The sequence below is a fragment of the Streptomyces sp. NPDC027663 genome (genome assembly GCF_055566415.1).
Genome location: NZ_JBVHSK010000014.1, coordinates 61000 through 85473, shown reverse-complemented (window position 1 = coordinate 85473; position 24474 = coordinate 61000). Strand labels below are relative to the sequence as shown.

The 24474-nt window shown below is 70.1% G+C and carries 18 protein-coding genes; 4 read left to right on the top strand and 14 right to left on the bottom strand.

What is annotated here, in order from left to right; all coding sequences use genetic code 11:
* Nucleotides 1-28 precede the first annotated feature (28 nt).
* The 3 genes from ACZ4SF_RS29895 to ACZ4SF_RS29885 all read right to left on the bottom strand — a co-directional run bounded on the left by ACZ4SF_RS29895 (nucleotide 29) and on the right by ACZ4SF_RS29885 (nucleotide 2133).
* Nucleotides 29-658, bottom strand: a complete 630-nt coding sequence (locus ACZ4SF_RS29895; protein ID WP_468390296.1) for a hypothetical protein — start codon at nucleotides 656-658, stop codon at nucleotides 29-31.
* 68 nt (nucleotides 659-726) lie between these two features.
* Nucleotides 727-1428, bottom strand: coding sequence for a ribonuclease HII (locus tag ACZ4SF_RS29890; RefSeq protein WP_468390292.1), 702 nt, complete (start codon nucleotides 1426-1428; stop codon nucleotides 727-729).
* 81 nt (nucleotides 1429-1509) lie between these two features.
* Complete coding sequence (locus ACZ4SF_RS29885; protein WP_468390289.1) at nucleotides 1510-2133, bottom strand: TetR/AcrR family transcriptional regulator; 624 nt, start codon at nucleotides 2131-2133, stop codon at nucleotides 1510-1512.
* A gap of 186 nt (nucleotides 2134-2319) precedes the next feature.
* Between ACZ4SF_RS29885 and ACZ4SF_RS29880 the strand changes: the two genes are divergently transcribed.
* A complete protein-coding gene (locus ACZ4SF_RS29880) occupies nucleotides 2320-3870 on the top strand; it encodes an MFS transporter (RefSeq protein ID WP_468390287.1) in 1551 nt (516 codons plus the stop codon).
* A 327-nt stretch (nucleotides 3871-4197) separates the two neighbouring features.
* Here the strand turns inward: ACZ4SF_RS29880 and ACZ4SF_RS29875 are convergent, their stop codons facing one another.
* The 3 genes from ACZ4SF_RS29875 to ACZ4SF_RS29865 form a co-directional block, all read right to left on the bottom strand.
* A complete protein-coding gene (locus tag ACZ4SF_RS29875; RefSeq protein ID WP_468390284.1) occupies nucleotides 4198-5103 on the bottom strand; it encodes an ADP-ribosylglycohydrolase family protein in 906 nt (301 codons plus the stop codon).
* A 12-nt stretch (nucleotides 5104-5115) separates the two neighbouring features.
* A complete protein-coding gene (locus ACZ4SF_RS29870) occupies nucleotides 5116-5775 on the bottom strand; it encodes a histidine phosphatase family protein (protein ID WP_468390281.1) in 660 nt (219 codons plus the stop codon).
* A gap of 152 nt (nucleotides 5776-5927) precedes the next feature.
* Entirely contained in the window at nucleotides 5928-6533 is a 606-nt protein-coding gene (locus tag ACZ4SF_RS29865; protein ID WP_468390279.1) for a YdbC family protein, read from the bottom strand.
* Between the two features lie 114 nt (nucleotides 6534-6647).
* On the opposite strand from ACZ4SF_RS29865, the gene ACZ4SF_RS29860 reads away from it, so the two are divergent.
* On the top strand, nucleotides 6648-7220 hold the full coding sequence (locus ACZ4SF_RS29860) for a TerD family protein (RefSeq protein WP_468390276.1): 573 nt from the start codon (nucleotides 6648-6650) through the stop codon (nucleotides 7218-7220).
* Nucleotides 7221-7430: 210 nt separating this feature from the next.
* Here ACZ4SF_RS29860 and ACZ4SF_RS29855 read toward each other — a convergent pair whose 3' ends face one another.
* On the bottom strand, nucleotides 7431-10325 hold the full coding sequence (locus ACZ4SF_RS29855; protein ID WP_468390274.1) for a vitamin B12-dependent ribonucleotide reductase: 2895 nt from the start codon (nucleotides 10323-10325) through the stop codon (nucleotides 7431-7433).
* Between the two features lie 163 nt (nucleotides 10326-10488).
* Complete coding sequence (gene nrdR / locus ACZ4SF_RS29850; protein ID WP_468390271.1) at nucleotides 10489-11040, bottom strand: transcriptional regulator NrdR; 552 nt, start codon at nucleotides 11038-11040, stop codon at nucleotides 10489-10491.
* 560 nt (nucleotides 11041-11600) lie between these two features.
* Between nrdR and lexA the strand changes: the two genes are divergently transcribed.
* Entirely contained in the window at nucleotides 11601-12380 is a 780-nt protein-coding gene (gene lexA, locus ACZ4SF_RS29845) for a transcriptional repressor LexA (RefSeq protein WP_030750750.1), read from the top strand.
* 164 nt (nucleotides 12381-12544) lie between these two features.
* Here lexA and ACZ4SF_RS29840 read toward each other — a convergent pair whose 3' ends face one another.
* The 4 genes from ACZ4SF_RS29840 to ACZ4SF_RS29825 form a co-directional block, all read right to left on the bottom strand.
* A complete protein-coding gene (locus ACZ4SF_RS29840; RefSeq protein WP_468390268.1) occupies nucleotides 12545-14536 on the bottom strand; it encodes an ATP-dependent DNA helicase in 1992 nt (663 codons plus the stop codon).
* 297 nt (nucleotides 14537-14833) lie between these two features.
* The gene (locus ACZ4SF_RS29835; protein WP_468390265.1) at nucleotides 14834-15604 is read right to left on the bottom strand and encodes a GNAT family N-acetyltransferase; all 771 of its coding nucleotides are present in this window, start codon (nucleotides 15602-15604) and stop codon (nucleotides 14834-14836) included.
* Between the two features lie 108 nt (nucleotides 15605-15712).
* On the bottom strand, nucleotides 15713-17668 hold the full coding sequence (locus ACZ4SF_RS29830; protein WP_468390262.1) for an IucA/IucC family protein: 1956 nt from the start codon (nucleotides 17666-17668) through the stop codon (nucleotides 15713-15715).
* A gap of 313 nt (nucleotides 17669-17981) precedes the next feature.
* Nucleotides 17982-19433 carry a diaminobutyrate--2-oxoglutarate transaminase family protein gene (locus tag ACZ4SF_RS29825; protein ID WP_468390261.1) on the bottom strand — a complete coding sequence of 484 codons (1452 nt, stop codon included), beginning with the start codon at nucleotides 19431-19433 and terminating at the stop codon, nucleotides 17982-17984.
* A gap of 542 nt (nucleotides 19434-19975) precedes the next feature.
* Between ACZ4SF_RS29825 and ACZ4SF_RS29820 the strand changes: the two genes are divergently transcribed.
* Nucleotides 19976-21205 carry a trypsin-like serine peptidase gene (locus ACZ4SF_RS29820; RefSeq protein ID WP_468390258.1) on the top strand — a complete coding sequence of 410 codons (1230 nt, stop codon included), beginning with the start codon at nucleotides 19976-19978 and terminating at the stop codon, nucleotides 21203-21205.
* 55 nt (nucleotides 21206-21260) lie between these two features.
* On the opposite strand, the gene hflX is transcribed toward ACZ4SF_RS29820, so the two are convergent.
* Together hflX and ACZ4SF_RS29810 are read right to left on the bottom strand one after the other, a co-directional pair.
* Nucleotides 21261-22751, bottom strand: a complete 1491-nt coding sequence (hflX, locus tag ACZ4SF_RS29815) for a GTPase HflX (protein ID WP_468390255.1) — start codon at nucleotides 22749-22751, stop codon at nucleotides 21261-21263.
* A gap of 155 nt (nucleotides 22752-22906) precedes the next feature.
* The gene (locus ACZ4SF_RS29810) at nucleotides 22907-24409 is read right to left on the bottom strand and encodes a M1 family metallopeptidase (protein WP_468390252.1); all 1503 of its coding nucleotides are present in this window, start codon (nucleotides 24407-24409) and stop codon (nucleotides 22907-22909) included.
* Between the last annotated feature and the right edge of the window lie 65 nt (nucleotides 24410-24474).

Here is a 24474-nt window from a genome sequence, read left to right as displayed (position 1 = left end):
CTCGGTGACCCGAGGTGCCGGACGTGGCTCAGACGCCGGCGCCCAGCACCGAGTTGATCTGCTGCGGGTCGCCGCAGACGATCAGCAGTGCACCGGCCCGGGAGTGGGCCAGCGGGAGGGCGGTGGCAGCGACGGAGGCAGGGCCCCCGTTGACGGCCACGACGACCACCGGGCGGGACGCGGCACGAGAGGCGATGGCGGCGTCCGTGTAGAAGACGTCGTCACCGGAGTCGTGCTGCGCCCAGTAGGACGCTTCACCGAAGGACAACTCGTGGTCGGCCCACGGGTGCTGCGCACCAGTGGTGATCACGAGCACGTCGCCGGGGGCGCGGCCGGAGTCCAGGAGCAGGTCCACCGCCTCTTCGGCGGCGTCCAGCGCGCCCTCGGCCGTGGCCGGGATCAGCTGGATCTGCGGGTTCGTCGTTGCGGCGGGAGCGGCCGGGCCCGACGGGCTCGGCTTGGCCGGAGCCACGTCACGCGGCGTGCGCTGCACCGGCGGCGTGGGCCGCAGAGGGCCGGGACGACCGGGGCGGGACGGAGCCGCGGGACGGGGGCCGGGTACGGGGCGAGGGGTCGGCGCGGTACGGCCGCTGGCCGGAGTGACGCGGGGACCCTGGGCACTCTCGTGAATCTGAGGCTCCTCGGGAATGAGAGGCATGAGCTGATATTTATCAAACGTTGGTGCGGCGCGGGTGACCGGGTGGCACATCAGTGCGATCGGAACCGTCAGAAATCGAAGCCGAGCTGGCCCTCGATTTCCGGAACGCTTCCGTCCACCCAGCTGCGGACCTTCTTGAGGTGCCGCCACTGAGGCAACGCATCAAGATACGCCCACGACAAACGGTGGTGCGGGGTGGGCCCCCGCTCCGCCAGTGCGGCCTTGTGCACGGGCGACGGATACCCGGCGTTGTCCGCAAATCCGAAGTCTGCATGGTCGATACCCAGTTCGGCCATCATATTGTCGCGCTGAACCTTGGCGATCACCGACGCGGCCGCGACGGCCACGCACGACCGATCGCCCTTGATCACCGTGCGTACATTCCACGGGGCACCGAGATAGTCGTGCTTTCCGTCGAGGATGACGGCGTCGGGGCGGACCGGAAGCGCATCCAGGGCACGAACCGCGGCGAGCCGCAGTGCGGCCGTCATCCCCAGGTCGTCGATCTCCTCGGGGGAAGCATGCCCCAGCGCGTAGGCCGTCACCCATGTCCGCAGAGTCACGGCGAGTTCTGTACGCCGCTTGACGGTCAACAGCTTGGAGTCGGTCAGCCCCTCGGGCGGCCGGCGGAGTCCGGTGATCGCCGCGCAGACGGTGACGGGGCCGGCCCAGGCGCCGCGCCCCACCTCATCGACACCGGCAATGACCTTCGCTCCGGTCGTTGCGCGAAGGGAGCGCTCGACGGTGTGAGTAGGCGGTTCGTACGGCATGGCGCCCTTAGCGTACGCCGCCTGGATCGCCGGGCGACACCCCGGTCGCCCGACCGCGACCAAGATCGCCGACGGACGGGATCAGGCTCCGTAGGGGCGCAGCAGCGGGAGCATCAGCTGGTCAATCATCTCTTCCAGGTCCTGCTCGTGCCATTCGCTTGCGCACATCTTTGAGCGGTACATCATCATGGCCGGGACGGCATCGAAGACATATCCGTTGGCGGCGTCCGAGCGGACCTCTCCTCGCTCTATACCCCGGGTGATGACCTCACGAAGCAGCTCGATCGTCGGCTCGACCACACTCCCGGCGATCACTTCCTCGAAGCGCACCGCCTGCACACGGTCGCATTCGTGAATCACCGAGCGCAGCGCGACTCCGGGCCGCGAGTACATGACCTGCCGCACATGACGGCACAGGGAGAGCAGGTCCTCGCGCACACTGCCGAGGTCCGGGGCCTTCTCCACCCGGGGCAGTCCGGACACCAGTGCGTCCGCGACGAGGTCCTCTTTACATGGCCAACGGCGGTAGACCGCGGCCTTGCCGGTCTGGGCGCCTGCCGCAACACCCTCCATGGTCAGCCCCTTCCAGCCGACCGTGCTGAGCTGCTCGAGAGCGGCGTCCAGGATCGCGCGCTCCAGAACCGCACCGCGCCGACGAGGGGAAGCCGTCCGAGCGGGCGCGGCCGTCCAGCGCGAGGTAACCATCTTTGTTTCTCCAGCATGCAAGGGGAAGCGGGGATTCCAAGGTGGAGCGAGCCGCACTGCAGCAATAGGGGGACGCAGGGCGCGGCACGCATTTAAGTGAACGCTTGCGTTCACTGTTCGGGACTCACTACCGTGGACGCGACAGTGAACGCGGGCGTTCACTAACGCCGTTATGGGGGACCCACAGTGACGACCTCTCAGTTGCTCCAGGACGATCAGAAACCGGGTATGGCCCGCCGGGCGGGCCATCCCGGCATCGCACTCACCGTCATCGCAGCCTGCCAACTCATGGTGGTACTCGACGCGACGATTGTGAACATCGCGCTCCCGCACATTCAAGACGCACTCAAGTTCAGTACCACGGACCTCACTTGGGTGGTCAGCGCTTACACGCTCACCTTCGGCGGCCTGCTGCTGCTCGGTGCGCGGGCTGGTGACATCCTCGGCCGCCGCCGGGTGTTCATCGCCGGCATCCTGCTGTTCACCTTCGCCTCGCTGCTGGGCGGTCTGGCCCAGGAACCCTGGCAGCTGCTGGCCGCACGGGCCCTGCAGGGCATGGGTGGCGCGATCGCATCGCCTACGTCGCTGGCGCTGATCACGACGACGTTCCCCGAAGGACCCGAACGCAACCGGGCATTCGGCGTGTTCGCGGCCGTGTCCGCAGGCGGCGGTGCCATCGGCCTGCTTGCGGGCGGCATGCTCACCGACTGGCTCGACTGGCGCTGGGTGCTGTTCGTCAACGTCCCCATCGGCGTGCTGATCGCATCGCTCGCGCCGCTGTACATCAACGAGTCCGAGCGGCACCCCGGACGCTTCGACCTCACCGGTGCCCTGACGTCCACGGCGGGCATGGCCACGCTCGTGTACGGCTTCATACGCGCAGCGGAGGAAGGCTGGCGGGACGGCCTCACCCTCGGCTCGTTCGGCGCGGCCGTGGTCCTGCTGTTCGCCTTCGTCTTCACCGAGATGCGGGCCAAGGAACCGATCACCCCGCTCCGGATGTTCGCCGACCGCAACCGCTGGGGCACGTACGTGATCATGCTGAGCCTGGCCGCGGCGATGTTCGGCATGTTCTTCTACATCGTGCTGTTCGTGCAGAACGTGCTCGGCTACAGCGCCATCAAGGCCGGTCTCGCCTTCCTTCCCGTGACCTTCGCGATCGCTGCGGCTGCTGGACTGTCCCAGCGCTTCCTGCCGACGCTCGGCCCCAAGCCGCTCATGGTCGTCGGCTCGGCGCTCGTGGTGATCGGCTTGGTGTGGCAGACCTTCATCCGACCCGACAGCACGTACGTCAGCGGTGTGCTGGGCCCCATGCTGGTGTTCGGCTTCGGCATGGGCCTGAACTTCGTGACGGCCACGGTCACGGCCGTCTCCGGTGTCGCCCAGCATGAGGCGGGTGCGGCTTCCGGGCTGCTCAACGCCATGCAGCAGGTCGGCGGTTCGCTCGGGCTGTCCATCCTGACGACCGTCTTCGGCTCGGCCAGCACGGACGAGACGAAGAAGCAGCTGCCGAAGTTCCTCGCCGACTCCTCGCCCGAGCAGCAGGCGCAGTTCGCCAAGACGCACCAGTTGCCCGCTCCCTGGGGGCACGAGGTGCTCGCCCACGGCATCTCCACCGCGTTCGTGCCGGCTGCCGCGATGGCCGGGCTCGCCTTCCTCACCGCATGGCTGGTGATCAGGGTCCGTAAGAGCGATCTCGACTCCCTCGCGGGCGCGGCCGGCCCGGGCATCGGCTGACCGAGGCCCAGCCGCGCGGAGCCGCGGCCGGCCGGACCGCTGCCGGGGGACAGACGGCACAAGCGGCGGTCCGGTCGGCCGCACCCCGGCGACCCGCGCACGCGACACGACAGGGGAGAAGGCCGACACCAGCACCAGCACCAGCAAGACGGACGCCACCACGCACCCCCTCCATGCTCGATTCGCCTTCCGCGATCACTGCTGCACCTTTCGCGCTCGAAGCCGCGGGGTGCAGCAGACACGGGAAGAACGAGCGGCGGTCACAGAGCGTTCCCATCGAGCACGGAGAGTTTTCAGCTGCCCCTGCCGTGCGGGCCACGGCGACCGTCAGAGGCCGGTGGGCACCCAGTCCGGCAGTGCCTCGGTGCGCTGCACCCACTCGGTGGGTGGTGTCCCCGCCTTGCCGGAGGCCAGCACGCCGCCCATGATCGCGCAGGTGGTGTCCACGTCTCCGCCCACCTGGGCGGTGGTCCAGAACGCCGTCTCGTAGTCTCCGAGTGACCGCGCGGCGGACCAGAGGGCGAACGGGACGGTGTCGTGCGCGGTCGTGCGACGCCCGCAGCCCAGCACGGCCGCGACGGTGGCCGCGTCGCCGTAGTCGAGCATGTCCCGGGCGCGACGGAGCCCCTGGCCGACCGCGCTCTTCGGCACGAGCGCGATGACGCCGTCGAGGAGCGCCTCGGGGCTGGGCGGGCCCTCCGGCGAGCCCGCCAGTGCCGCCGCCGCGGCCACGGCCATGGCTCCCACCACGGCCTCCCGGTGCTGGTGAGTGGGGTAGGCCGAGATCTCGGCCTGGTGGGTCGCCTGCTCGGGGTCGTCCGCGTACCAGGCGCCCAGGGGGGCGATGCGCATGGCCGCGCCGTTGCCCCAGGACCCCCGCCCGTCGAAGAGTCCCGCAGCCAGTTCGCGCCAGTCCCCGCCCTCTCGCACCAGGCGCAGCAGGCGGTTGACCGCGGGCCCGTAGCCCCGGTCGAAGTCGTGGTGCTCCGCGAAGGAGCGGGCCAGCGCATCCTGGTCGATGCGGTCGTGGGCGGCGAGCACGGCCACCACGGAGCCGGCCATCTCGGTGTCGTCCGTCCACTGCCAGGGGCCTGCGGGAAGCTCGCGGCGCTTCAGCAGGGGGTAGTTCACCGGAACGAAGAACTGGGAGCCCAGCGCGTCCCCGACGGCCAGGCCACGCAGGCTCGTCAGGGCGCGCTCCAGGCGCCCGAGGGAAGAGGAGTCAGCGGTCATCGCTCTGCCACTCTAGCCGTTGACCCAGTACGGGACAGGTTCCCGCCACCGTTCGAACGGCCGGTCCAGCGTGTACTTGCCGTCCTCCCCCAGGACGAGCATCCGCATCTCGGCGTTCCCGGGATTGGACAGCGACTCGAATTCCGCGACCGTCCAGTGGAACCAGCGCATGCAGAACAGCCGCATCGCGAGTCCGTGAGTGACCAGGAGGACGTTCGGCGGGTGGTCGGGGTCCTCGAAGCTGCGGAACAAGCTCTCCAGGAAGCCGCCGACCCGGTCGTACACATCGGCACCGGACTCTCCCTGCGGGAACCTGAAGAAGAAGTGACCGTACGCGTCGCGATAGGCCTTCTGCAGGCGCACGTCGTCACGGTCCTGCCAGTTCCCCCAGTCCTGCTCGCGCAGTCTGGGTTCCTCCCGGACGCGTATGAGGTCGGGGTCGAGGTGGAAGGCTCGGAGTGTGTCGTGCGTACGGCGGTACGGGGAGACGTACACACTGACGCGTTCCCTGCCGAAGAGGTCCCGGATCCGCTTTCCGGTCTCCTCCGCCTGCCGCACGCCGCGCTCGGTCAGTGCCAGAGCGTGGTCGGGCTCGCGTTCGTACACGGAGTCGTCAACGTTGCCCGTCGACTCGCCGTGCCGGACAAGGACGATGCGCCGTGGTCGTGCCATGCCAAAACCCTAGATCGAACGGCGCAAAGTAGAGCACTCGTACGGGCTCCATACGGCGTAGGTCACATGGATCGCCCCTCTCAGGCCGTTACAGTCCGCTCTCCGTACGGATTCGGGACAGTGCGTCCGATTTTCGAATCTACTGTGTCCCGTCATACAGTCCAGGGCGGTTCCAGCTCCACGATGTCGCCGGAGAGCCCCGCGACGTCGGCCTCGGTCTGGGCGCGCAGCGCCAGGCGCTCCACGCGCTCGGTCCGGTACTTGCCGTGCTCCGCGGCCGACCGCCACATCGACAGGATCAGGAACTCGTGCTCGGGCGCCTCCGCGAACATGCCGCGGATCATGCCGGGCGAACCCGCCATCGCGGGGTTCCAGACCTTCTCCTGCATGAGCGTGAAGTGCTCGACGCGTTCCTCGTGAATCCGGCACAGGGCCACCCGGACCAGGTCGGCGTCGGTGAAGCGCGGTTCGAAGCCCGTCTTCACATCGAAGCGGTACTCGAACAGCTTGACCTGGGCGTCCTTGAACGTGCCGGACTGGGCGGCGGCCAGTCGATCATGGGAGCGGGCCATGAAGGAGTCGTAGAAGGCACGGCTCTCCCAGAAGGCGAAGATGTGCGCCACCCCCTGCCGCTGTCGGCTCCAGCCCCCGCCCTGTCCCCGAAAACCCGGCTCCCCCAGAAGCCCCGCCCATTTTCGCTGCCCCCGCTCGAAGCCCCGGCGGTCCACCACGGTGCAGCGAATCCACTTGACCAGCACCGCGCCATCGTACGGCCACCAGGCGTGGCGTCGGTCACGCTCGGGCGGAGACGACCCGGGCATGCGCCCCCGCGCGCATGGCACGATGGACAAAGAGCCCCGATTGCACGGGAGTTGGGGCCGAACGCGACACAAGGGGGAAGGGAAAGCCTGGTGACCGGCTTCAGCAAGGGAATTCGCAAGGTCGAGGTCGCGCTCAAGTGGGACCCCAGTCCGGCGGGTCGGCCGTCGACCGATCTCGACATCGTTGCCGCGACCTTCGTGTCGAGCGACCCGTACGGGACTCCCGCCTATCTGGTGCACTTCGACAGCCGCTCTCCGGACGGCACGATCTTCCTCAACCGCGACAGCACGGACGGCAAGGGTTTCGGCTGGGACGAGGTCATGACGCTCGAACTCGACCGGCTCGACGGCCGCTACGCGCGCGTGGTGGTGGGCGTCGTCATCCAGCAGCAGGCCGAAGACAAGAGGTTCGGGGACGTGCTCAATCCGGCCGTGCGCGTCCGTGAGGGCTACACCGTGCTCGCCGAGGACGACTTCGAAACGGTCCTCGGCTCGACGGCCGCCACGATCGCCGAGTTCGTACGGGACGACGCCGGCAACTGGACCCTCCGCCCCGGGGTGCACGGCTTCGACGAGGACCCGGCCACCTACACCCGGGTGATGGGCAGGGCCCACCAGCCCTGAGGTTGTCGCTCCGGATGAGTAAGGGGCGAGAGCCATGGCCGTCGCCCCTTACTCCCGGTGTCATGCCGACGGAGAGCACCTGTGTGGTTCAGTCCCGGCAGCAGCGAGCAGGGCGAGCCCGACGGTGACCGCGCAAGCCGAGGGCGGTGGGCCCGGATGACCGAGCCCACCGCCCTGAACAGGTGCATCACACCTGTACGGCGCTCAACATCAGCTGCAGCCGCTGGTCGAGCCGCAACCCTCGCAGATGTAGCAGGAACCGGCCCGCTGCATCTTCGTACCGCAGGAGAAGCACAGCGGGGCGTCCGCCTGGATGCCCAGTTGCATCTCCACCAGCTCGGCGCTGGTGTGCGCCTGCTTCGGGGCGGGCTTCGCCGCCTCGGACTCGGCCTTCGGCGTGGCGACCGCCTTCAGCTCCTGGGCGCGCGGGGCGGACTGGGCCAGGCCCTCGACGTCGACCTCGTCGTCGTCGATGGACTGCTCGTACGAGCCGGTCTCCAGGTGCCGCTGGCGCTCCTCGGCGGAGTGGATGCCGAGCGCGGAGCGCGTCTCGAAGGGCAGGAAGTCCAGCGCCAGGCGGCGGAAGATGTAGTCGACGATCGACTGCGCCATCCGCACGTCCGGGTCGTCCGTCATACCGGCCGGCTCGAAGCGCATGTTGGTGAACTTGGAGACGTACGTCTCCAGGGGCACGCCGTACTGCAGACCGACCGAGACGGCGATGGAGAAGGCGTCCATCATGCCCGCGAGGGTCGAACCCTGCTTGGACATCTTCAGGAAGACCTCACCGAGACCGTCGTCCGGGTAGGAGTTGGCGGTCATGTAGCCCTCGGCACCGCCGACCGTGAAGGACGTGGTGATGCCGGGACGGCCCTTGGGCAGGCGCTTGCGGACCGGGCGGTACTCGACGACCTTCTCCACCTTGGCCTCGACGGCCGCGGGCTCCTCGGCCTTCTTCTCCTCGGTGTCCTTCTTCTTGGCCGACAGCGGCTGGCCGACCTTGCAGTTGTCGCGGTAGATGGCGAGCGCCTTGACGCCCAGCTTCCAGGCCTCGAAGTAGATCTCCTCGACCTCCTCGACGGTCGCCGTCTCCGGCATGTTGACCGTCTTGGAGATGGCACCGGAGATCCACGGCTGGATCGCGGCCATCATGCGGACGTGGCCCATCGGGGAGATGGCGCGCTCGCCCATGGCGCAGTCGAACACCTCGTAGTGCTCGTGCTTCAGACCGGGGGCGTCGATCACGTTGCCGTTCTCGGCGATGTGGGCGACGATCGCCTCGATCTGCTCCTCCTGGTAGCCCAGGCGGCGCAGGGCCTGCGGGACGGTGCCGTTGACGATCTGCATCGAGCCGCCGCCGACCAGCTTCTTGAACTTCACCAGCGCCAGGTCGGGCTCGACACCGGTGGTGTCGCAGGACATCGCCAGACCGATGGTGCCGGTCGGGGCGAGCACGGACGCCTGGGAGTTCCGGAAACCGTTCTTCTCGCCGAGACGCACGACGTCCTGCCAGGCCTCCGTGGCGGCGGCCCAGACCGGGGTGTCCAGGTCGTCCATGCGGACGGCCGTGCCGTTGGCGTCGGCATGCTGCTTCATGACGCGCTTGTGGGCGTCGGCGTTGCGGGCGTAGCCGTCGTAGGTGCCGACGACCTCGGCCAGCTCGGCGGAGCGACGGTAGGCCGTACCCGTCATCAGGGAGGTGATGGCGCCGGCCAGGGCGCGGCCGCCGTCGGAGTCGTAGGCGTGGCCGGTGGCCATCAGCAGGGCGCCGAGGTTGGCGTAGCCGATGCCGAGCTGGCGGAACGCGCGCGTGTTCTCGCCGATCTTCTGGGTCGGGAAGTCCGCGAAGCAGATCGAGATGTCCATCGCGGTGATGACCAGCTCGACGACCTTCTGGAAGCGCTCGGTCTCGAAGGACTGGTGGCCCTTGCCGTCGTCCTTCAGGAACTTCATCAGGTTCAGCGAGGCGAGGTTGCAGGACGTGTTGTCCAGGTGCATGTACTCGCTGCACGGGTTCGACGCGGTGATCCGGCCGGACTCGGGGCAGGTGTGCCAGTTGTTGATGGTGTCGTCGTACTGGATGCCCGGGTCGGCGCAGGCCCAGGCGGCCTCGGCGATCTTGCGGAAGAGTGCCTTGGCGTCGACCTCCTCGATGACCTCGCCGGTCATACGGGCGCGCAGGCCGAACTTGCCGCTGTCCTGGACCGCCTTCATGAACTCGTCGTTCACGCGGACCGAGTTGTTGGCGTTCTGGTACTGGACGGACGTGATGTCGTCGCCGCCCAGGTCCATGTCGAAGCCCGCGTCGCGCAGGACGCGGATCTTCTCCTCCTCGCTGACCTTCGTCTGGATGAAGTCCTCGATGTCGGGGTGGTCGACGTCGAGCACGACCATCTTGGCGGCGCGGCGGGTGGCGCCACCGGACTTGATGGTGCCGGCGGAGGCGTCGGCGCCGCGCATGAAGGAGACGGGACCGGAGGCGTTGCCGCCGGAGGAGAGCAGCTCCTTGGAGGAGCGGATACGGGAGAGGTTCAGGCCGGCGCCGGAGCCGCCCTTGAAGATCATGCCCTCTTCCTTGTACCAGTCGAGGATCGACTCCATGGAGTCGTCGACGGACAGGATGAAGCAGGCGGAGACCTGCTGGGGCTGGGGAGTGCCGACGTTGAACCAGACGGGGCTGTTGAAGCTGAAGATCTGGTGCAGGAGGGCGTAGGCCAGCTCGTGCTCGAAGATCTCGGCGTCGGCGGGCGAGGAGAAGTACTTGTGGTCCTCGCCGGCCTTCCGGTACGTCTTCACGATGCGGTCGATCAGCTGCTTGAGGCTGACCTCGCGCTGCGGCGTGCCGACGGCACCCCGGAAGTACTTGCTGGTGACGATGTTGACCGCGTTCACCGACCAGAAGTCGGGGAACTCGACGCCACGCTGCTCGAAGTTGACCGAGCCGTCGCGCCAGTTGGTCATGACGACGTCACGGCGCTCCCACGCGACCTCGTCGTACGGGTGCACGCCGGGGGTGGTGTGGATGCGCTCGATACGCAGTCCCTTGGTGGCCTTGGCGCCCTTGGCTCGGGAACCTCGTGCCGGACCGCTCGCCGTCTCTGTCATGCCGCCTCCCTGTACGGGCGAAAACGCCCTGAAGTGCCCCGTTGTTCCCATGGGCACGTGTTCTGTCTTGCGTCGCGGGCACCCTCAGCTGCCACCCGCAACAGGTCTTCGTCCACCGCCTACCGGCCGGAATCGGGGTCTCCGCCCGGTTCTGGCCCGCCGGTCAGTCGGCGGCGTGGGCGGGCTCCGGGACCTGAGTGGTCCCGCCGGGCCCGCGTTCGTCTTCCTGGCTCCCCGCTGCCGCGTCTCCGTCGTCCGCGGCGGGGCCTCGCGTCGCCTCCCTCAGCTCCGCGATGGCGGCCTCGAAGTCCTCGAGCGAGTCGAACGCCCGGTAGACGGAGGCGAATCGCAGATAGGCCACGAGGTCGAGCTCCTGCAACGGGCCGAGTATGGCCAGACCCACGTCATGGGTGGTCAGCTCGGCACTTCCGGTCGCGCGCACCGCCTCCTCGACCCGCTGGCCGAGCTGGGCGAGTGCATCCTCGGTGACAGGCCGCCCCTGGCACGCCTTGCGCACGCCGTTGATGACCTTGGTACGGCTGAATGGCTCGGTGACTCCGGACCGCTTGACCACCATGAGCGAGCACGTCTCCACGGTCGTGAAACGACGGGAGCAGTCGGGGCACTGGCGGCGCCTACGGATCGACGTGCCGTCGTCGGTCGTACGACTGTCGACCACACGGCTGTCGGGGTGCCTGCAGAAGGGGCAGTGCATGATCTCCAACCCTCCTCACAGCAGACTCAACAGCCTCGCGGGACCCATGAGCCTCGCGAAGCAGCCCTAAGCATAGGCGATTGCCGAGCCACCTCTAACCGGGGGACCACAACTTGTGGGCTGCTGTAGCCATCCAACCACTAGATGTGGGGATTGGCTCATACATCGAGGCAGATTCGCGTGTCGCAGCGGAGCGGCGCATCGAGGGCGCCGCCGACGACCAGCGCAGACACGCGCGCGTGGCCGTATCTCTCGGGCGCGTGCGGCGATAGCGTGGGCACCACGGGGAGGACGCGTGCCGCTCCGGCTCGGAAGGGCCCCGGACCCCGGACCGAGGGGTTCCGGATGGCAGACTGGGGACACGACCCACAAGGTCGGCAACCCCGGCGGTGAAGAGTACAACAATGGGCGCTTTTGCCCGCCCGGTGTCGCGTGCGCCATACACCCAGACACACGATCGCGTCAGGTGAAACGCACTTTTTCACTCGAACGTGTGTTTGGCGCAACCTTTCGAAAGCAACTACCGTTGTCCAGCAGGGAGACCATCGAGAGGGGCCGACGTGACCACCACCGCAGACAGTGCCACCATCACCGCCCAGGACCGCTCCCAGGGCCGAGTCGAGCCGGTACACGCGATGAACGAAGCCACGAATCCCGAGGGGCACAAGCGCTCCCTGCCGGGCCGACCTCCAGGCATCCGGGCGGACAGCTCCGGGCTCACCGACCGGCAGCGCCGGGTGATCGAGGTCATCAGGGATTCCGTACAGCGACGCGGTTACCCGCCGTCGATGCGGGAGATCGGCCAGGCCGTCGGTCTTTCGAGCACGTCCTCGGTCGCCCACCAGCTCATGGCGCTGGAGCGCAAGGGCTTCCTGCGCCGCGACCCGCACCGCCCGCGCGCGTACGAGGTGCGCGGCTCCGACCAGGCCGTGACCGTGCAGCCCACGGACACCGCCGGCAAGCCCGCCGCGTCGTACGTCCCGCTGGTCGGCCGTATCGCCGCAGGTGGCCCGATCCTCGCGGAGGAGTCCGTCGAGGACGTCTTCCCCCTCCCCCGCCAGCTCGTCGGTGACGGCGAACTGTTCGTCCTCAAGGTCGTCGGCGACTCGATGATCGAGGCCGCGATCTGCGACGGTGACTGGGTCACCGTCCGCCGCCAGCCGGTCGCCGAGAACGGCGACATCGTGGCCGCCATGCTCGACGGCGAAGCCACCGTCAAGCGCTTCAAGCGGGAGGACGGCCACGTCTGGCTCCTCCCCCACAACGCGGCCTACGAGCCGATCCCGGGCGACGACGCGACCATCCTGGGCAAGGTCGTCGCCGTGCTGCGCCGCGTGTGACGGCTGCAGCGGGCGGGTCACCCCCCGCTCCCTGACCGGGCCCCGGAACCCCTGCGCCGGTTCCGGGGCCCTGCGTGTGCCCGAAGTGGCCTTGCACGGCCTCCCGCGGCGGGCGCCGGGCGGTCGCAGGTGGCCTGACCGGCACCGGTCAGGCCACCACGCGATCACTGCGCAGCCGCGTGCTCCGTCTGCGTCTGCTTCGCCGCCGCGTCGATCGCCGCGAGCGACTTGCGGACCTGGTTTCGGTCCGTGGTGTACCAGAAGTCCGGCAGCGAAGCCTTCAGATAGCCGCCGTACCGCGCCGTGGCCAGCCGCTGGTCCAGAACGGCGACCACCCCCCGGTCGCCCGACGCCCGCACGAGACGGCCGGCACCCTGCGCCATCAGCAGGGCGGCGTGGGTCGCGGCCACCGCCATGAAACCGTTGCCCCCGGCGTCCTCCACCGCCTTCTGGCGCGCGCTCATCAGCGGATCGTCGGGACGCGGGAACGGGATCTTGTCCATGACGACCAACTGGCAGCTGGGACCCGGGACGTCGACCCCCTGCCACAGCGACAGCGTGCCGAAGAGACAGGTCTGCGGATCGGCCGAGAAGTTCTTGATCAGTTCGCCGAGCGTCTCCTCGCCCTGGAGCAGGATGGGGAACTCGGGGATCCGGGAACGCAGCTCCTCCGCGGCGAGCTGGGCGGCCCGCATGGACGAGAACAGGCCGAGCGTCCGACCGCCGGCCGCCTGGATCAGCTCGGTCAGCTCGTCCAGCATGTCGGTGCGCTCGCCGTCCCGAGCGGGGCGCGCCAGATGCTTGGCGACGTACAGGATGCCCTGCTTGCGGTAGTCGAACGGCGAGCCGACGTCCACGCCCTTCCACTTGGGCAGGTCCTCGCCCTCCGTGCCTTCCGGACCGAGCCCCAGCGAGGCCCCGACCCCGTTGAAGTCACCGCCCAGCTTGAGCGTCGCCGAGGCGAGGACGACGGCCCGGTCGGCGAAGAGCTTCTCCCTGAGCAGCCCGGAGACCGACATGGGGGCGACCCGCAGGGAGGCACCGAAGCGGTCATGACGCTCGTACCAGACGACGTCCCACTCCGAGCCGTTCAGGACCCGCTCCGCCACGTCGTGCACCGTCTCCACCGAGGCCAGCGCCTGCTTGCGGACCGCGTCCTCGTCCTGGACGGACTTGTCGCGCGTGGCGCCCATCGCCGAGATGACCGCGCGGGCGGCGTCCCGCAGCGCCATCAGAGCGTAGGCGAGATCCTCCGGGATCTCCTCCAAGCGGCCCGGCAGCGCCAGCTCCATGAGCCGCTCGAAGCCCTCGGCGGCAGTCTGCAGCTGGTCGGCGGCCTTTTCGTTGACCAGTTTGGCGGCACGTCGCACGGCACGGTTGACCTGGCCGGGCGTGAGTTCGCCGGTGGCGACGCCGGTGACCCGGGAGACGAGCTCGTGCGCCTCGTCCACGATCAGAACCTCGTGCTGGGGCAGCACCGGGGCGCCCTCGATGGCGTCGATGGCCAGCAGGGCGTGGTTGGTGACCACGACTTCGGCGAGCTTGGCACGCTCGCGGGCCATCTCCGCAAAGCATTCGGCGCCGTACGCGCACTTCGAGGCGCCCAGACATTCCCGCGACGACACGGACACCTGCGCCCAGGCGCGATCGGAGACACCCGGCGTGAGATCGTCCCGGTCGCCGCTCTCGGTCTCGTCCGCCCAGTCCCTCAGCCTCAGCAGGTCCTGGCCCAGCTTGCTGGTGGGCGCGGCGGCCTCGAACTGATCGAAGAGACCGTCCTCCTCGTCCTGTGGCATCCCCTCGTGCAAGCGGTGCAGGCACAGGTAGTTCGACCGGCCCTTGAGCATGGCGAACTCCGGGCGGCGGCGCAGCAGCGGGTGCAGGGCGTCGACCGTGCGCGGCAGGTCGCGCTCCACGAGCTGGCGCTGCAGGGCGAGCGTGGCCGTGGCGATGACCACCCGCTCTCCGTGCGCGAGTGCCGGCACGAGATAGCCCAGCGACTTTCCGGTGCCGGTGCCGGCCTGGACCAGCAGGTGGGATCCGTCGTCGATCGCTTCGGCGACCTCTTCGGCCATGGTCACCTGGCCGGGGCGCTCCGTACCGCCGACGGCAGCGACAGCGGCATGCAGGAGTTCGGAGAGGGAGGGCTTCGTCATAGCCCGACCACCCTACGACCCTGCACCGACAAACGGGTGGCCATGGCGGGGACAGGGGGCGGGATCACGGCCGGGCTCCTGGGGCGGTGGGTTGGATGGTTCCGGGGCGGTGGGGGTTCGGCGGGGGGTGTGGGGGTGGTTGTGCTTCGGGGAAGGGGAGCGCTCAAGGTTGGTGGTCGGACGGGTGGCCGAGGGCCGATCCGTCGGAACGCGGGAAGCCCTCGAAATTTTTCTCGGGCCGCGGAACACCGTGGAGCCGTCGTTCGTATCTCATTGTGAGGATGCAGTCACGAGGAGCTACGGCAGGTCGCGCAGGACCCGGTCCCGGATCATGAGGGCGGCCCGCTTGGCGGGCAGGTCGACCTCGGCCGCGAGCCGGAAGCCGGCGCTCAGGAAGGCTGAGACGGAGGTGGTGTTGCCGAGATCAGGTTCTGCTACGACCCGTGCGCAGGCAGGACGCCGGTCCAGGATCAGGTCGGCCGTGGCGCGGAGCAGGGCGGAGCCCAGCCCTCGCCCCCGGTCGGCGGCGTCGCCGACGAGGAGGTGGATACCGGTGTCGTGCGGGCGGGCCGGGTAGTGGCGGGCCAGCGGATCCATGTCCGCCCGGTAGATCTCCCAGTAGCTCATCGGTGTGCCGTCGAGTACGCCGAGACACGGCACGCTCCTTCCGTCCCCGTCGAGTTGAGCGCGCAGGTGGTCTGCCGTGCGGTTCCGGGGCCCGGCCAGCTCCCAGAACTCCGCGACGGCCTCGTCGTTCATCCAGCGGTGGACGAGCGGCAGGTCCTGCTCGATGCGTACGGGGACCAGGCGGAAGGCGCCTACGGAGGTCATGACCGGACCCCATGAGGGGATTCGGTCGAGGAGATCGGCCGTCGAGCCGGCGCGGAGTGCGATGAACTCGGTGGGCAGCCTCAGCTCCAGCGTGTCCTCGCTGTCCGGGTCGTCGTCCTCGACCGTGAACCCGCGGAAGCGAGAGGTTCGAGGGCCCACGATGGCCGGGCCGGGGCCGGTGCGGCCCGGGTGGGCAGGGGCGGGGCCGGGTCCGGCGCTCGCATCGGTGGGGGGCACGCTGCGCTCCTCTCAGGAGACGGGGTGGGTCATGGTCCTCGGTGTCGCGGGGGCGGGGCGGTGCGCCTGAGGCGCGGTCCGCTCGGGTGGTGCGGTGGGGGGCTTGGCTCAGTGATGAAGGGGGTTGGCGATGGTGACGTAGACGGACTGGGTGTCGACCGGGCCGGCGAGTTCGTCGAGACCGTGCAGCCGGGTCAGCAGGTTGGCCTTGCAGCGCAGCACGGGTGAGTCGAGCAGGTGGCCGGGCAGCGACGTGCGCAGCGGGGCCGGCCCCGAGGCAAGGTCGGTGAGGAAACGGCGGAAGGCCGCGAGGAGCAGTCGCTCGTCGGCGAGGCGCTGGGAACCGAAGGCGCCGATCAGGCCCAGCACGTTGTTGATGGCGAGGTAGTAGGCGAAGCGTTCGTCGGTGGTCTCGTCCGAGACGAAGGTGTCGCTGCGCTCTCCGATGCCGGGCAGCCGGGCGTCGAGGTCGGATCGCCGGGACTCGCGGAAGTAGTACCCCTGGTTGTCGCGGTAACGGGCACCGGCGGGCCAGCCGTCGCGGTCCAGCACGAGCAGGGTGTTCTGCTGGTGGGCTTCGAGGGCGATGCCCGCCTCGGCATCCAGCCAGAGCACGGGCCGGACGACGTGCTCCAGGTATCGAAGGAACCACTCCGTGGCGACGGCGCCGACGGGCCGGCCGGTGCGTGCGGCGAGCCGTGCGACGAGCTGGGCCAGCCGGGACCGCAGCGGCCACGTCGACTGCGGACTCGACGGGCCGGCGGTCGGCTCGGCGAGGGGACGGGGCGAGACGAGCCCGGCGACGCAGCCGACGTCGTCGGTGGGGGTGAACGGGTTGTGCCGGATCACCACGTCGAGGCCCTGCACGGGCAGGCCGTCCGGGTCGTCGACGGCGAGCCAGGCCGGATCGCGGACGATGTCGAAGCCGGGGTGTGCGGCCTGCCATTGCTTGGCCAGGCCCGTGCGCAGCAGCCGGTGCACCTCGACTCCGCGGTCGAGTTCCTTGCGGAGGTTCTCGCGGCGGGAGTTGGTGATGCGCAGGCCCAGCGAGAGTTTGAGCATCGCTGGCGCGCCGGGCTGGTGCACGGTTCGTACGGAGGAGGTGGGGTGCCAGGGAGCGCCGAGGGGGCCGAGGTCGCGAAGGAGGCCGGAGCCGAGCAGGGCGGCGACGGATGCGCGGTGGCGTACCTCGCGCGCCTGCCAGGGGTGCAGCGGCAGTCCGGTGTAGCCGGCGGGCAGAGGCAGTGCGGTCCCGGCGAGGCGCCGGGCGAGATCGGCGGCGGCGACGGGACGGCCGCGCTCGGTCCAGGCCGAGTCGGTCGCGAGGAGAGAGGGGGCGACAGCCAGCCAGTGCAGGGGGAAGGAGCCGCGCAGCTCCGGTGAGTACCGGTCGGCTTCGGCCTCGGTCAGGCCTTCCCGGCTCTTCGGCGTCGGATGCAGCGGATGTCCGAGGAGTAGGGCCTGCTCGGCGCTGAGGAAGAGGTCGGAGTGGTCGGCGGGGTGGTCGCGCCGGTGGTGGATGAAGGATGCGATGCGGCGGGCGGAGTCGGCCACCCTGGCCACGAGTTCGCCGTCGTCGCCGGGGCCGCCTGCCGTGGGGGCCGTGGTGCCGTCGGCGCTGCCGCTGTCGCCGGTGGTCTCCCTCGCGAGCAGCGCGGCGAGCGTGACGGCGTCGACGGGAGGCGCGGTCTCGGGTGCGCCGGTGAAGCGGGGCGGGCCGAAGCGGTGCCAGCCCGTCGGGGACCAGTAGCGGACCGGTGCGATCACGGCGGTGCCACTGGCGGGCAGCGGGATGCGGAGGCTGCCGGTCGTGGGGGCGGCGGGGCCGGTCTCGCGGACCCAGCACCTCAGGAGGTTCTCCGTGGCGGCGGCCCCCGCCACGGTGAGGGGATCGGGGTCCTCCAGTGGGTCGGCGCCGGGCTCTGTCCGCCTGGTGAGGTCCGCGTCCCGCCTTTTCTGCTGGGGGACCGACTCGGTGAGCGGTACGCGGGAGGGCACCGCGCCGGAGCCTCCCGGTTCGTCGGGGGCGCCGGAGCTGCCGTCGGGAGAGGGGGTGGCGTTCATGGCGGCTCCTCGGGGGGTGGGGCGGGGCGGCTCGTTCCGTCGTCTGCTCGGTCGCCTCGGCCGGCCGGTGGCTGCCCCGGGGCGGCGCCGGAGGGCCAGGCGGGTGGGAAAGCGGGCGGAGGAGAGGAGCGTGAACGAGATGGCTATGAGGTTGTCACCGACGGTCGGTGTCGATCTGGACGCCCGGCAAGGGCGTCGGACTGGATGCCCGGCAAGGGCGTCGGTCTGGGTGCCGGGAAGGGGGCGGGTCGGGATGGGACGGGATGACGGACTGGCGGATGGTGCCGGTGGGCGGGTGCGGCGAGTGAAGTGCTCAGCTCGTGCTCTTGGCCGGCGCTTGTCGTTCTGGGCGGGGTGGGCCCTGGGTTGCGTGTCGGCAGGCCGCGGCCGCGACGGCGTCGCTCAGGCGGTCGAGTACGGCCGTCGCCTGTTCGTCGCTGATCGTGAGCGGGGGAAGCAGCCGGACCACGGAGGCGTGACGGCCTCCGAGTTCGACGATCAGCCCGCGCTGGAGACACTCCCGCTGTACGGCGGCGGCGAGCGCGGGCGCGGCGGGGCGGGGAGTGCGGGTGGGCTCCGGCTCGGTCGGTTCGGCGGGGTGCTCGGCGGCGGATCGGACACCGGAGGATGCCTCGTCGGCTTCCGGGTCGACCAGTTCGAGCCCGATCATCAGGCCGCGACCTCGGACTTCGCCCACGCACGGGAACTCGTCGGCGAGGGAGACGAGTTGGGTCAGCATGCGCGAGCCGAGAGTGGCGGCTCGCTCGGCGAGGCCGTTCTCGCGGACGTGGGCGAGGGTCGCGGTGCCGGCGGCCATGGCGAGCTGGTTGCCGCGGAAGGTGCCGGCGTGGGCGCCGGGTTGCCAGACGTCGAGGTCGTCGCGGTAGACGATCACGGCCAGTGGGAGGCTGCCGCCGATGGCCTTGGACAGGACCATGACGTCGGGGGTGATGCCGCTGTGGCCGACGGCCCAGAAGGCGCCGGTCCGGCCGACTCCGGTCTGGATCTCGTCGGCGATGAGCGGGATGGACCGGCTCGCCGTGAGGTCGCGCATGCGGCGCAGCCAGTCGTCCGGGGAGGGGATCACTCCGCCTTCTCCCTGGACGGGTTCGAGGATCATGCCGGCGGGCAGTGGTACGCCGGACTTGGGGTCGTCGAGGAGGGACTCGGTCCACCGGGCGGCGAGTTCGGCGCCACGCGAGCCGCCGACGCCGAAGGGACAGCGGTAGTCCTGCGGGTAGGGCAGACGGGTGACCTGGACGTCGGAGGCGCCACCGGAGGCGGCCAGGGCGCCGGCGGTCATGCCGTGATAGGCGCCGGTGAAGGCGAGGATGCCCGTGCGGCCGGTCGCGGCGCGGACGAGTTTGAGTGCGGCCTCGACGGCGTCGGTGCCCGCCGGCCCGCAGAACTGGACGCGGGCGCGGTCGGCGAGGCCGGGCGGGAGGGTGCGGAACAGCTCGGTGATGAAGGCGTCCTTGACGGGTGTCGCGAGGTCGAGCACGGAGAGGGGGGCGCCGGAGTCGAGGACTTTACGGATGGCCTCCAGCACCACCGGGTGGTTGTGGCCGAGGGCGAGGGTGCCGGCGCCGGAGAGGCAGTCCAGGTAACGGCGGCCGTCGGCGCCCTCGATGGTGAGGCCCCTCGCCCGGACGGGCACGATGGGCAGGGCGCGTGCGTAGGTGCGCGCCGAGGACTCACGCGCCGACTGACGTCTCAGGATCCCCTCGTGCACGGCCCCCGCGTCCCCGGGTGCACCCCCTGCCATCGACTCCGTAACGGCCACGGCGCGTTGTCCTCCCCGCTCCTCAGAGGCGAGTTGATCCGCGGGGACCGGACACAGACAGCAGGCCCCCCACCGCCTACAACCGCGCACCGTTCAGCGGGTTACGGGTTGCGCGGAGATCAGTGCCGTGATCCTTGCCGTGACTGCCTGCGGGCGTCGTCCTCCCGGACCCGGCACGGCGGTCTCCCCGCGGCCGGCATCGGCCGGTCACCCGGCGCGGCGGCCGAGCCCGGTCACGTGTCGGCGGGGTGGACACGGCACGGGCGCAAGGCCCTGTCCCGGTGCATGCTGCGTACGCACAGGCCTTGCTCCGTCTCCGCCGTCCCGCTCGCCTCCCTGCCGAGAGCCAGGTCAGACGGCTTGTAGCCGAACCGTTGCCGTTCCATCGGAACTCCCCCGCAGCGAGCGCATAGTGTGTGATGCCGTTCCAGAAGGATGTGGGGCCGGCATGAACTCCTCGTGGGATCCGTGCCGGTGACGCATCCGCAGCGCCGAGTTCCTTCACAGCAGGGGGAGTCAAGAGCATGCGATCCATACGGCCGTCGTTCACCGTCCGAGGAGGGAGGGGCCCACGCCGTGCCTCCCGCGCGCTGACGGCGGTCGCCCTCGTCTCGGCGCTGGCGATGACCGCCACCGCCTGCAACGGCGACGGTGACGACAATGCCGACGGCAAGCCGACCGTCGGCGCGACCGCGGGCGGCACCGGCGACGGAAAGGTTCACATCCCCGAGGACCTCAAACAGAGGCTCAAGGAACACGGGATCGACATCGACAAGTGGAAGAAAGGCGCCTGGAAGAACTGGGACAAGGAAGAGTGGCTGCGCGAGGCCAACGACTTCATCAACCCGATCATCAAGGGTCTGTGGGACCCGGACCGGATGCGGGACGCCGACGACCCGGACAAGGGCGTCGACGACAACGACATCTCCGGTGACCAGGGCGTGACGGACCCGACGCCGCAGCCGGTGCAGGCGCAGGCGGTTGCGCCGCCGTACCACTCCAGCGCGGCCACGTCGGGCAAGGTGTTCTTCGACGCCCCTGAGGGCACCATGGTCTGCTCGGCGACGGTCGTGACGGACCCGGCGCACCCGGGCAAGTCCAACCTCATCTGGACGGCGGGTCACTGTGTGCACGCCGGCAAGAAGGGCGGCTGGTTCCGCAACATCGCCTTCGTGCCGTCGTACAACAACCAGGGCAAGGCGGCCGCCGACTTCGAGAACGCCACCCGCTCCGAGGTGGCTCCGTACGGCGTGTGGTGGGCCGATGCGGCGAAGACCTCGCAGCAGTGGATCGGCGAGGGCGGTGAGACGGGGGGCAACGGCGCTCCGTACGACTTCGCCGTCATCCATGTGACGCCGGAGCAGGGCAGCGGTGGCAAGTCGCTGGAGGAGACCGTCGGCGGGGCGCTGCCGGTGAACTTCGATGCGCCGGCGGTGCCCGAGGTGAAGGGCATCACCGCGTCCGGGTACCCGGCGGCGGCGCCCTACGACGGCCGGCTGCTGTACCAGTGCCAGGACAAGCCGGGCCGGCTGTCCATCGACCAGGACGCTCCGACGATGTACCGGATCGGCTGCACGATGACCGGTGGTTCGTCCGGCGGCGGCTGGGTGGCGACCGGCGCGGACGGCAAGCCGGCGCTGGTGTCCAACACCTCGATCGGCCCGGTGAGCGCGGGCTGGCTGGCCGGTCCCCGGCTGGGTGATGTGGCGAAGGGTGTGTACGACTCGGTGAGCAAGCAGTTCGCCGGGCAGTGAGCAAGGCGAAGGCCCGCCACCGGGACAGGGTGGCGGGCCGTCGTGCTGCCGTGGGTCAGGCCGCGGAGACCGGTGCGTACGGCGCCAGGTCCGCCGCCAGTTCCTCGTGCACCCGGACCTTGAGCAGGGTGCCCTCCGCGGTGTGTTCCTCGGAGATCACCTCGCCCTCGGTGTGGGCGCGGGCGACCAGCTTGCCGTGCGTGTAGGGCACGAGCGCCTCGATCTCGACCGAGGGGCGGGGCAGCTCGTTGTCGATCAGGCCGAGCAGTTCCTCGATGCCCTGGCCGGTGCGGGCCGAGACGGCGATGGAGCGCTTCTCGATCCTCAGCAGCCGCTGGAGGGTCAGCGGGTCGGCCGCGTCCGCCTTGTTGATCACGACGATCTCGGGCACGTCGGTGGCGCCGACGTCCCGGATCACCTCGCGCACGGCGGCGAGCTGCTCCTCCGGGTTCGGGTGCGAGCCGTCCACCACGTGCAGGATGAGGTCGGAGTCGCCGACCTCCTCCATGGTGGAGCGGAACGCCTCGACCAGGTGGTGCGGCAGGTGCCGGACGAAGCCGACGGTGTCGGCCAGCGTGTAGAGCCGGCCGCTCGGGGTCTCCGCCCGGCGGACGGTCGGGTCCAGGGTCGCGAACAGGGCGTTCTCGACCAGGACTCCGGCGCCCGTGAGCCGGTTGAGCAGGGAAGACTTGCCGGCGTTGGTGTAGCCGGCGATGGCGACGGACGGGACCTTGTTGCGCCGGCGTTCCTGGCGCTTGATCTCGCGGCCGGTCTTCATGTCCGCGATCTCCCGGCGCATCTTCGCCATCTTCTCGCGGATCCGGCGCCGGTCCGTCTCGATCTTGGTCTCACCGGGACCACGCGTGGCGAGGCCGCCGCGACCGCCACCCATCTGCCGGGACAGCGACTGACCCCAGCCGCGCAGCCTCGGCAGCATGTACTGCATCTGCGCGAGCGCGACCTGTGCCTTGCCCTCTCGGGACTTGGCGTGCTGGGCGAAGATGTCCAGGATCAGGGCCGTACGGTCGATGACCTTGACCTTGACGACGTCCTCGAGCTGGATCAGCTGGCCGGGGCTCAGCTCACCGTCGCAGATGACGGTGTCGGCGCCCGTTTCGAGGACGACGTCCCGCAGCTCCTGGGCCTTGCCGGAGCCGATGTAGGTGGCCGCGTCGGGCTTGTCGCGGCGCTGGATGACGCCGTCGAGCACGAGCGCACCCGCGGTCTCCGCGAGGGCGGCCAGCTCTGCGAGGGAGTTGTCGGCGTCCTGCGCGGTGCCGGTGGTCCACACGCCGACGAGCACGACCCGCTCCAGGCGGAGCTGGCGGTACTCGACCTCGGTGACGTCCTCCAGCTCGGTGGAGAGGCCGGCCACACGGCGCAGGGCCGCGCGCTCGGAGCGGTCGAACTGCTCGCCGTCCCGATCGCCGTCGATCTCATGGCTCCAGGCGACGTCCTCTTCCATCAGGGCATCGGCCCGAAGACCCTCGGGATAGGCGTGCGCGAGGCGCTTGGTGTCCTGGGAAGGGGAAGAAGAGGAGGTCATTGGATCCTTACGTCGATGAGAGTGCCGTCGCGGCGTCAGCGGTCGCCCGCAGCCGCTCGTCGTGTTCAACGTACGAGTACCCCGGGAGATTCCCGTGTCCCCCGTACGCGCCGACCTGTAGATGGTCGCACGGTACGGCACGTCTCGTCATCGGGTTATCGCGCGATGCGCGGCTGGGCCGGGGCGGCCTGGGCCGTGGGCTTCCAGTCCGGGTGGCCGGGCATCGGCGGGGTCTTCTCGGCGTACAGCCAGGCCCTGAAGAAGCCGGTCAGGTCGTGGCCGGCGACGGCCGAGGCCAGTCGGACGAAGTCGGCGGTGGTGGCGGTGGTGTCCCGGTGTTCCTGGACCCAGATCCGCTCCAGCCGCTCGAACGCGGTGCGGCCGATCTCCTGGCGCAGGGCGTAGAGCACGAGCGCGGCGCCGTCGTAGATGTTCGGCCGGAAGATGCCGATCTTCTGGCCGGCGGCGGGCGGCTTGGGCCGGGCGGGCGGGCCACCGGCCTCGCGCCAGCGGTCGGAGGCGCCGTAGGCGGCCTTCAGCCGGGCCTCCATGGGGTGGTGCGCGGTCTCCTCGGCGTACAGCGCCTCGTACCAGGTGGCATGCCCCTCGTTCAGCCAGACGTCGGACCAGCTGCGGGGGGTGACGCTGTCGCCGAACCACTGGTGGGACAGCTCGTGGACCATGACCGACTCGATGTACCACTTGGGGTAGGCGGACTCGGTGAACAGGCTCTTCTCGAAGAGCGAGAGGGTCTGGGTCTCCAGTTCGAAGCCTGTCGCCGCCTGTGCCATGAGCACGCCATAGGTCTCGAACGGGAACCGGCCGACCTTGCTCTCCATCCAGGCGATCTGGTCAGGCGTCTTGGCGAGCCATGGTTCGAGGGCCTTGCGGTCGCCGGCGGGGACGACGTCGCGCAGGGGCAGACCGTGCGGTCCGTCGCGGTGGACCACGGCGGAGCGGCCGATGGACACCTGGGCGAGTTCGGTGGCCATGGGGTGCTGGGTGCGGTACGTCCAGGTGGTGGTGCGGCCGATCCGGTCGGCTCCGGTGGGCAGACCGTTGGCCACGGCCGTGTAGCCGGAGGGGGCGCTGATCCGGAAGGTGAACATCGCCTTGTCGGACGGGTGGTCGTTGCAGGGGAAGACCAGGTGCGCGGCGTCGGCCTGGTTCGCCATGGCGAGGCCGTCCGAGGTGCGGACCCAGCCGCCGTCCTGGTCCTTGCCGGGGACGGGGTCGCTGGTGTGCCGCACGATGATCCGGGTCCAGCTGCCCTCGGAGAGCGGAGCGTCCGGGGTCACGACCAGGTCCTCGCCGACGCCGGTGAAGCGCGCGGGATGTCCGTCGACCTCGACGGACTGCACGGTGCCGTGCGCGAAGTCGAGGTTGATGCGGTCCAGGTCGCTTGTCGCCCAGGCGTCGATGGTGGTCACGGCCTGCAACGGCTTGTCGTTGGTGCCCGGGTAGCTGAGGGAGATGTCGTACGACGCCACGTCGTAGCCCGGGTTTCCCAGGTGGGGGAAGAGCCGGTCGCCGACGCCCAGGGGCTCGGCGGGGGCCGCGGCGGCGATGAGGCAGACGGAGACGGCGGCGGCGAGCAGGGCCGTCTTCCGGGACCGGGAGATCCTCGGACGGGGCCGGGGGCGGGGGGTGAGCAGCATGGACCACCGCTACCAGGGCGGACCGGCGCCGCCGTGGCGACGCGCGCCCGGCCCACCCGAACGGG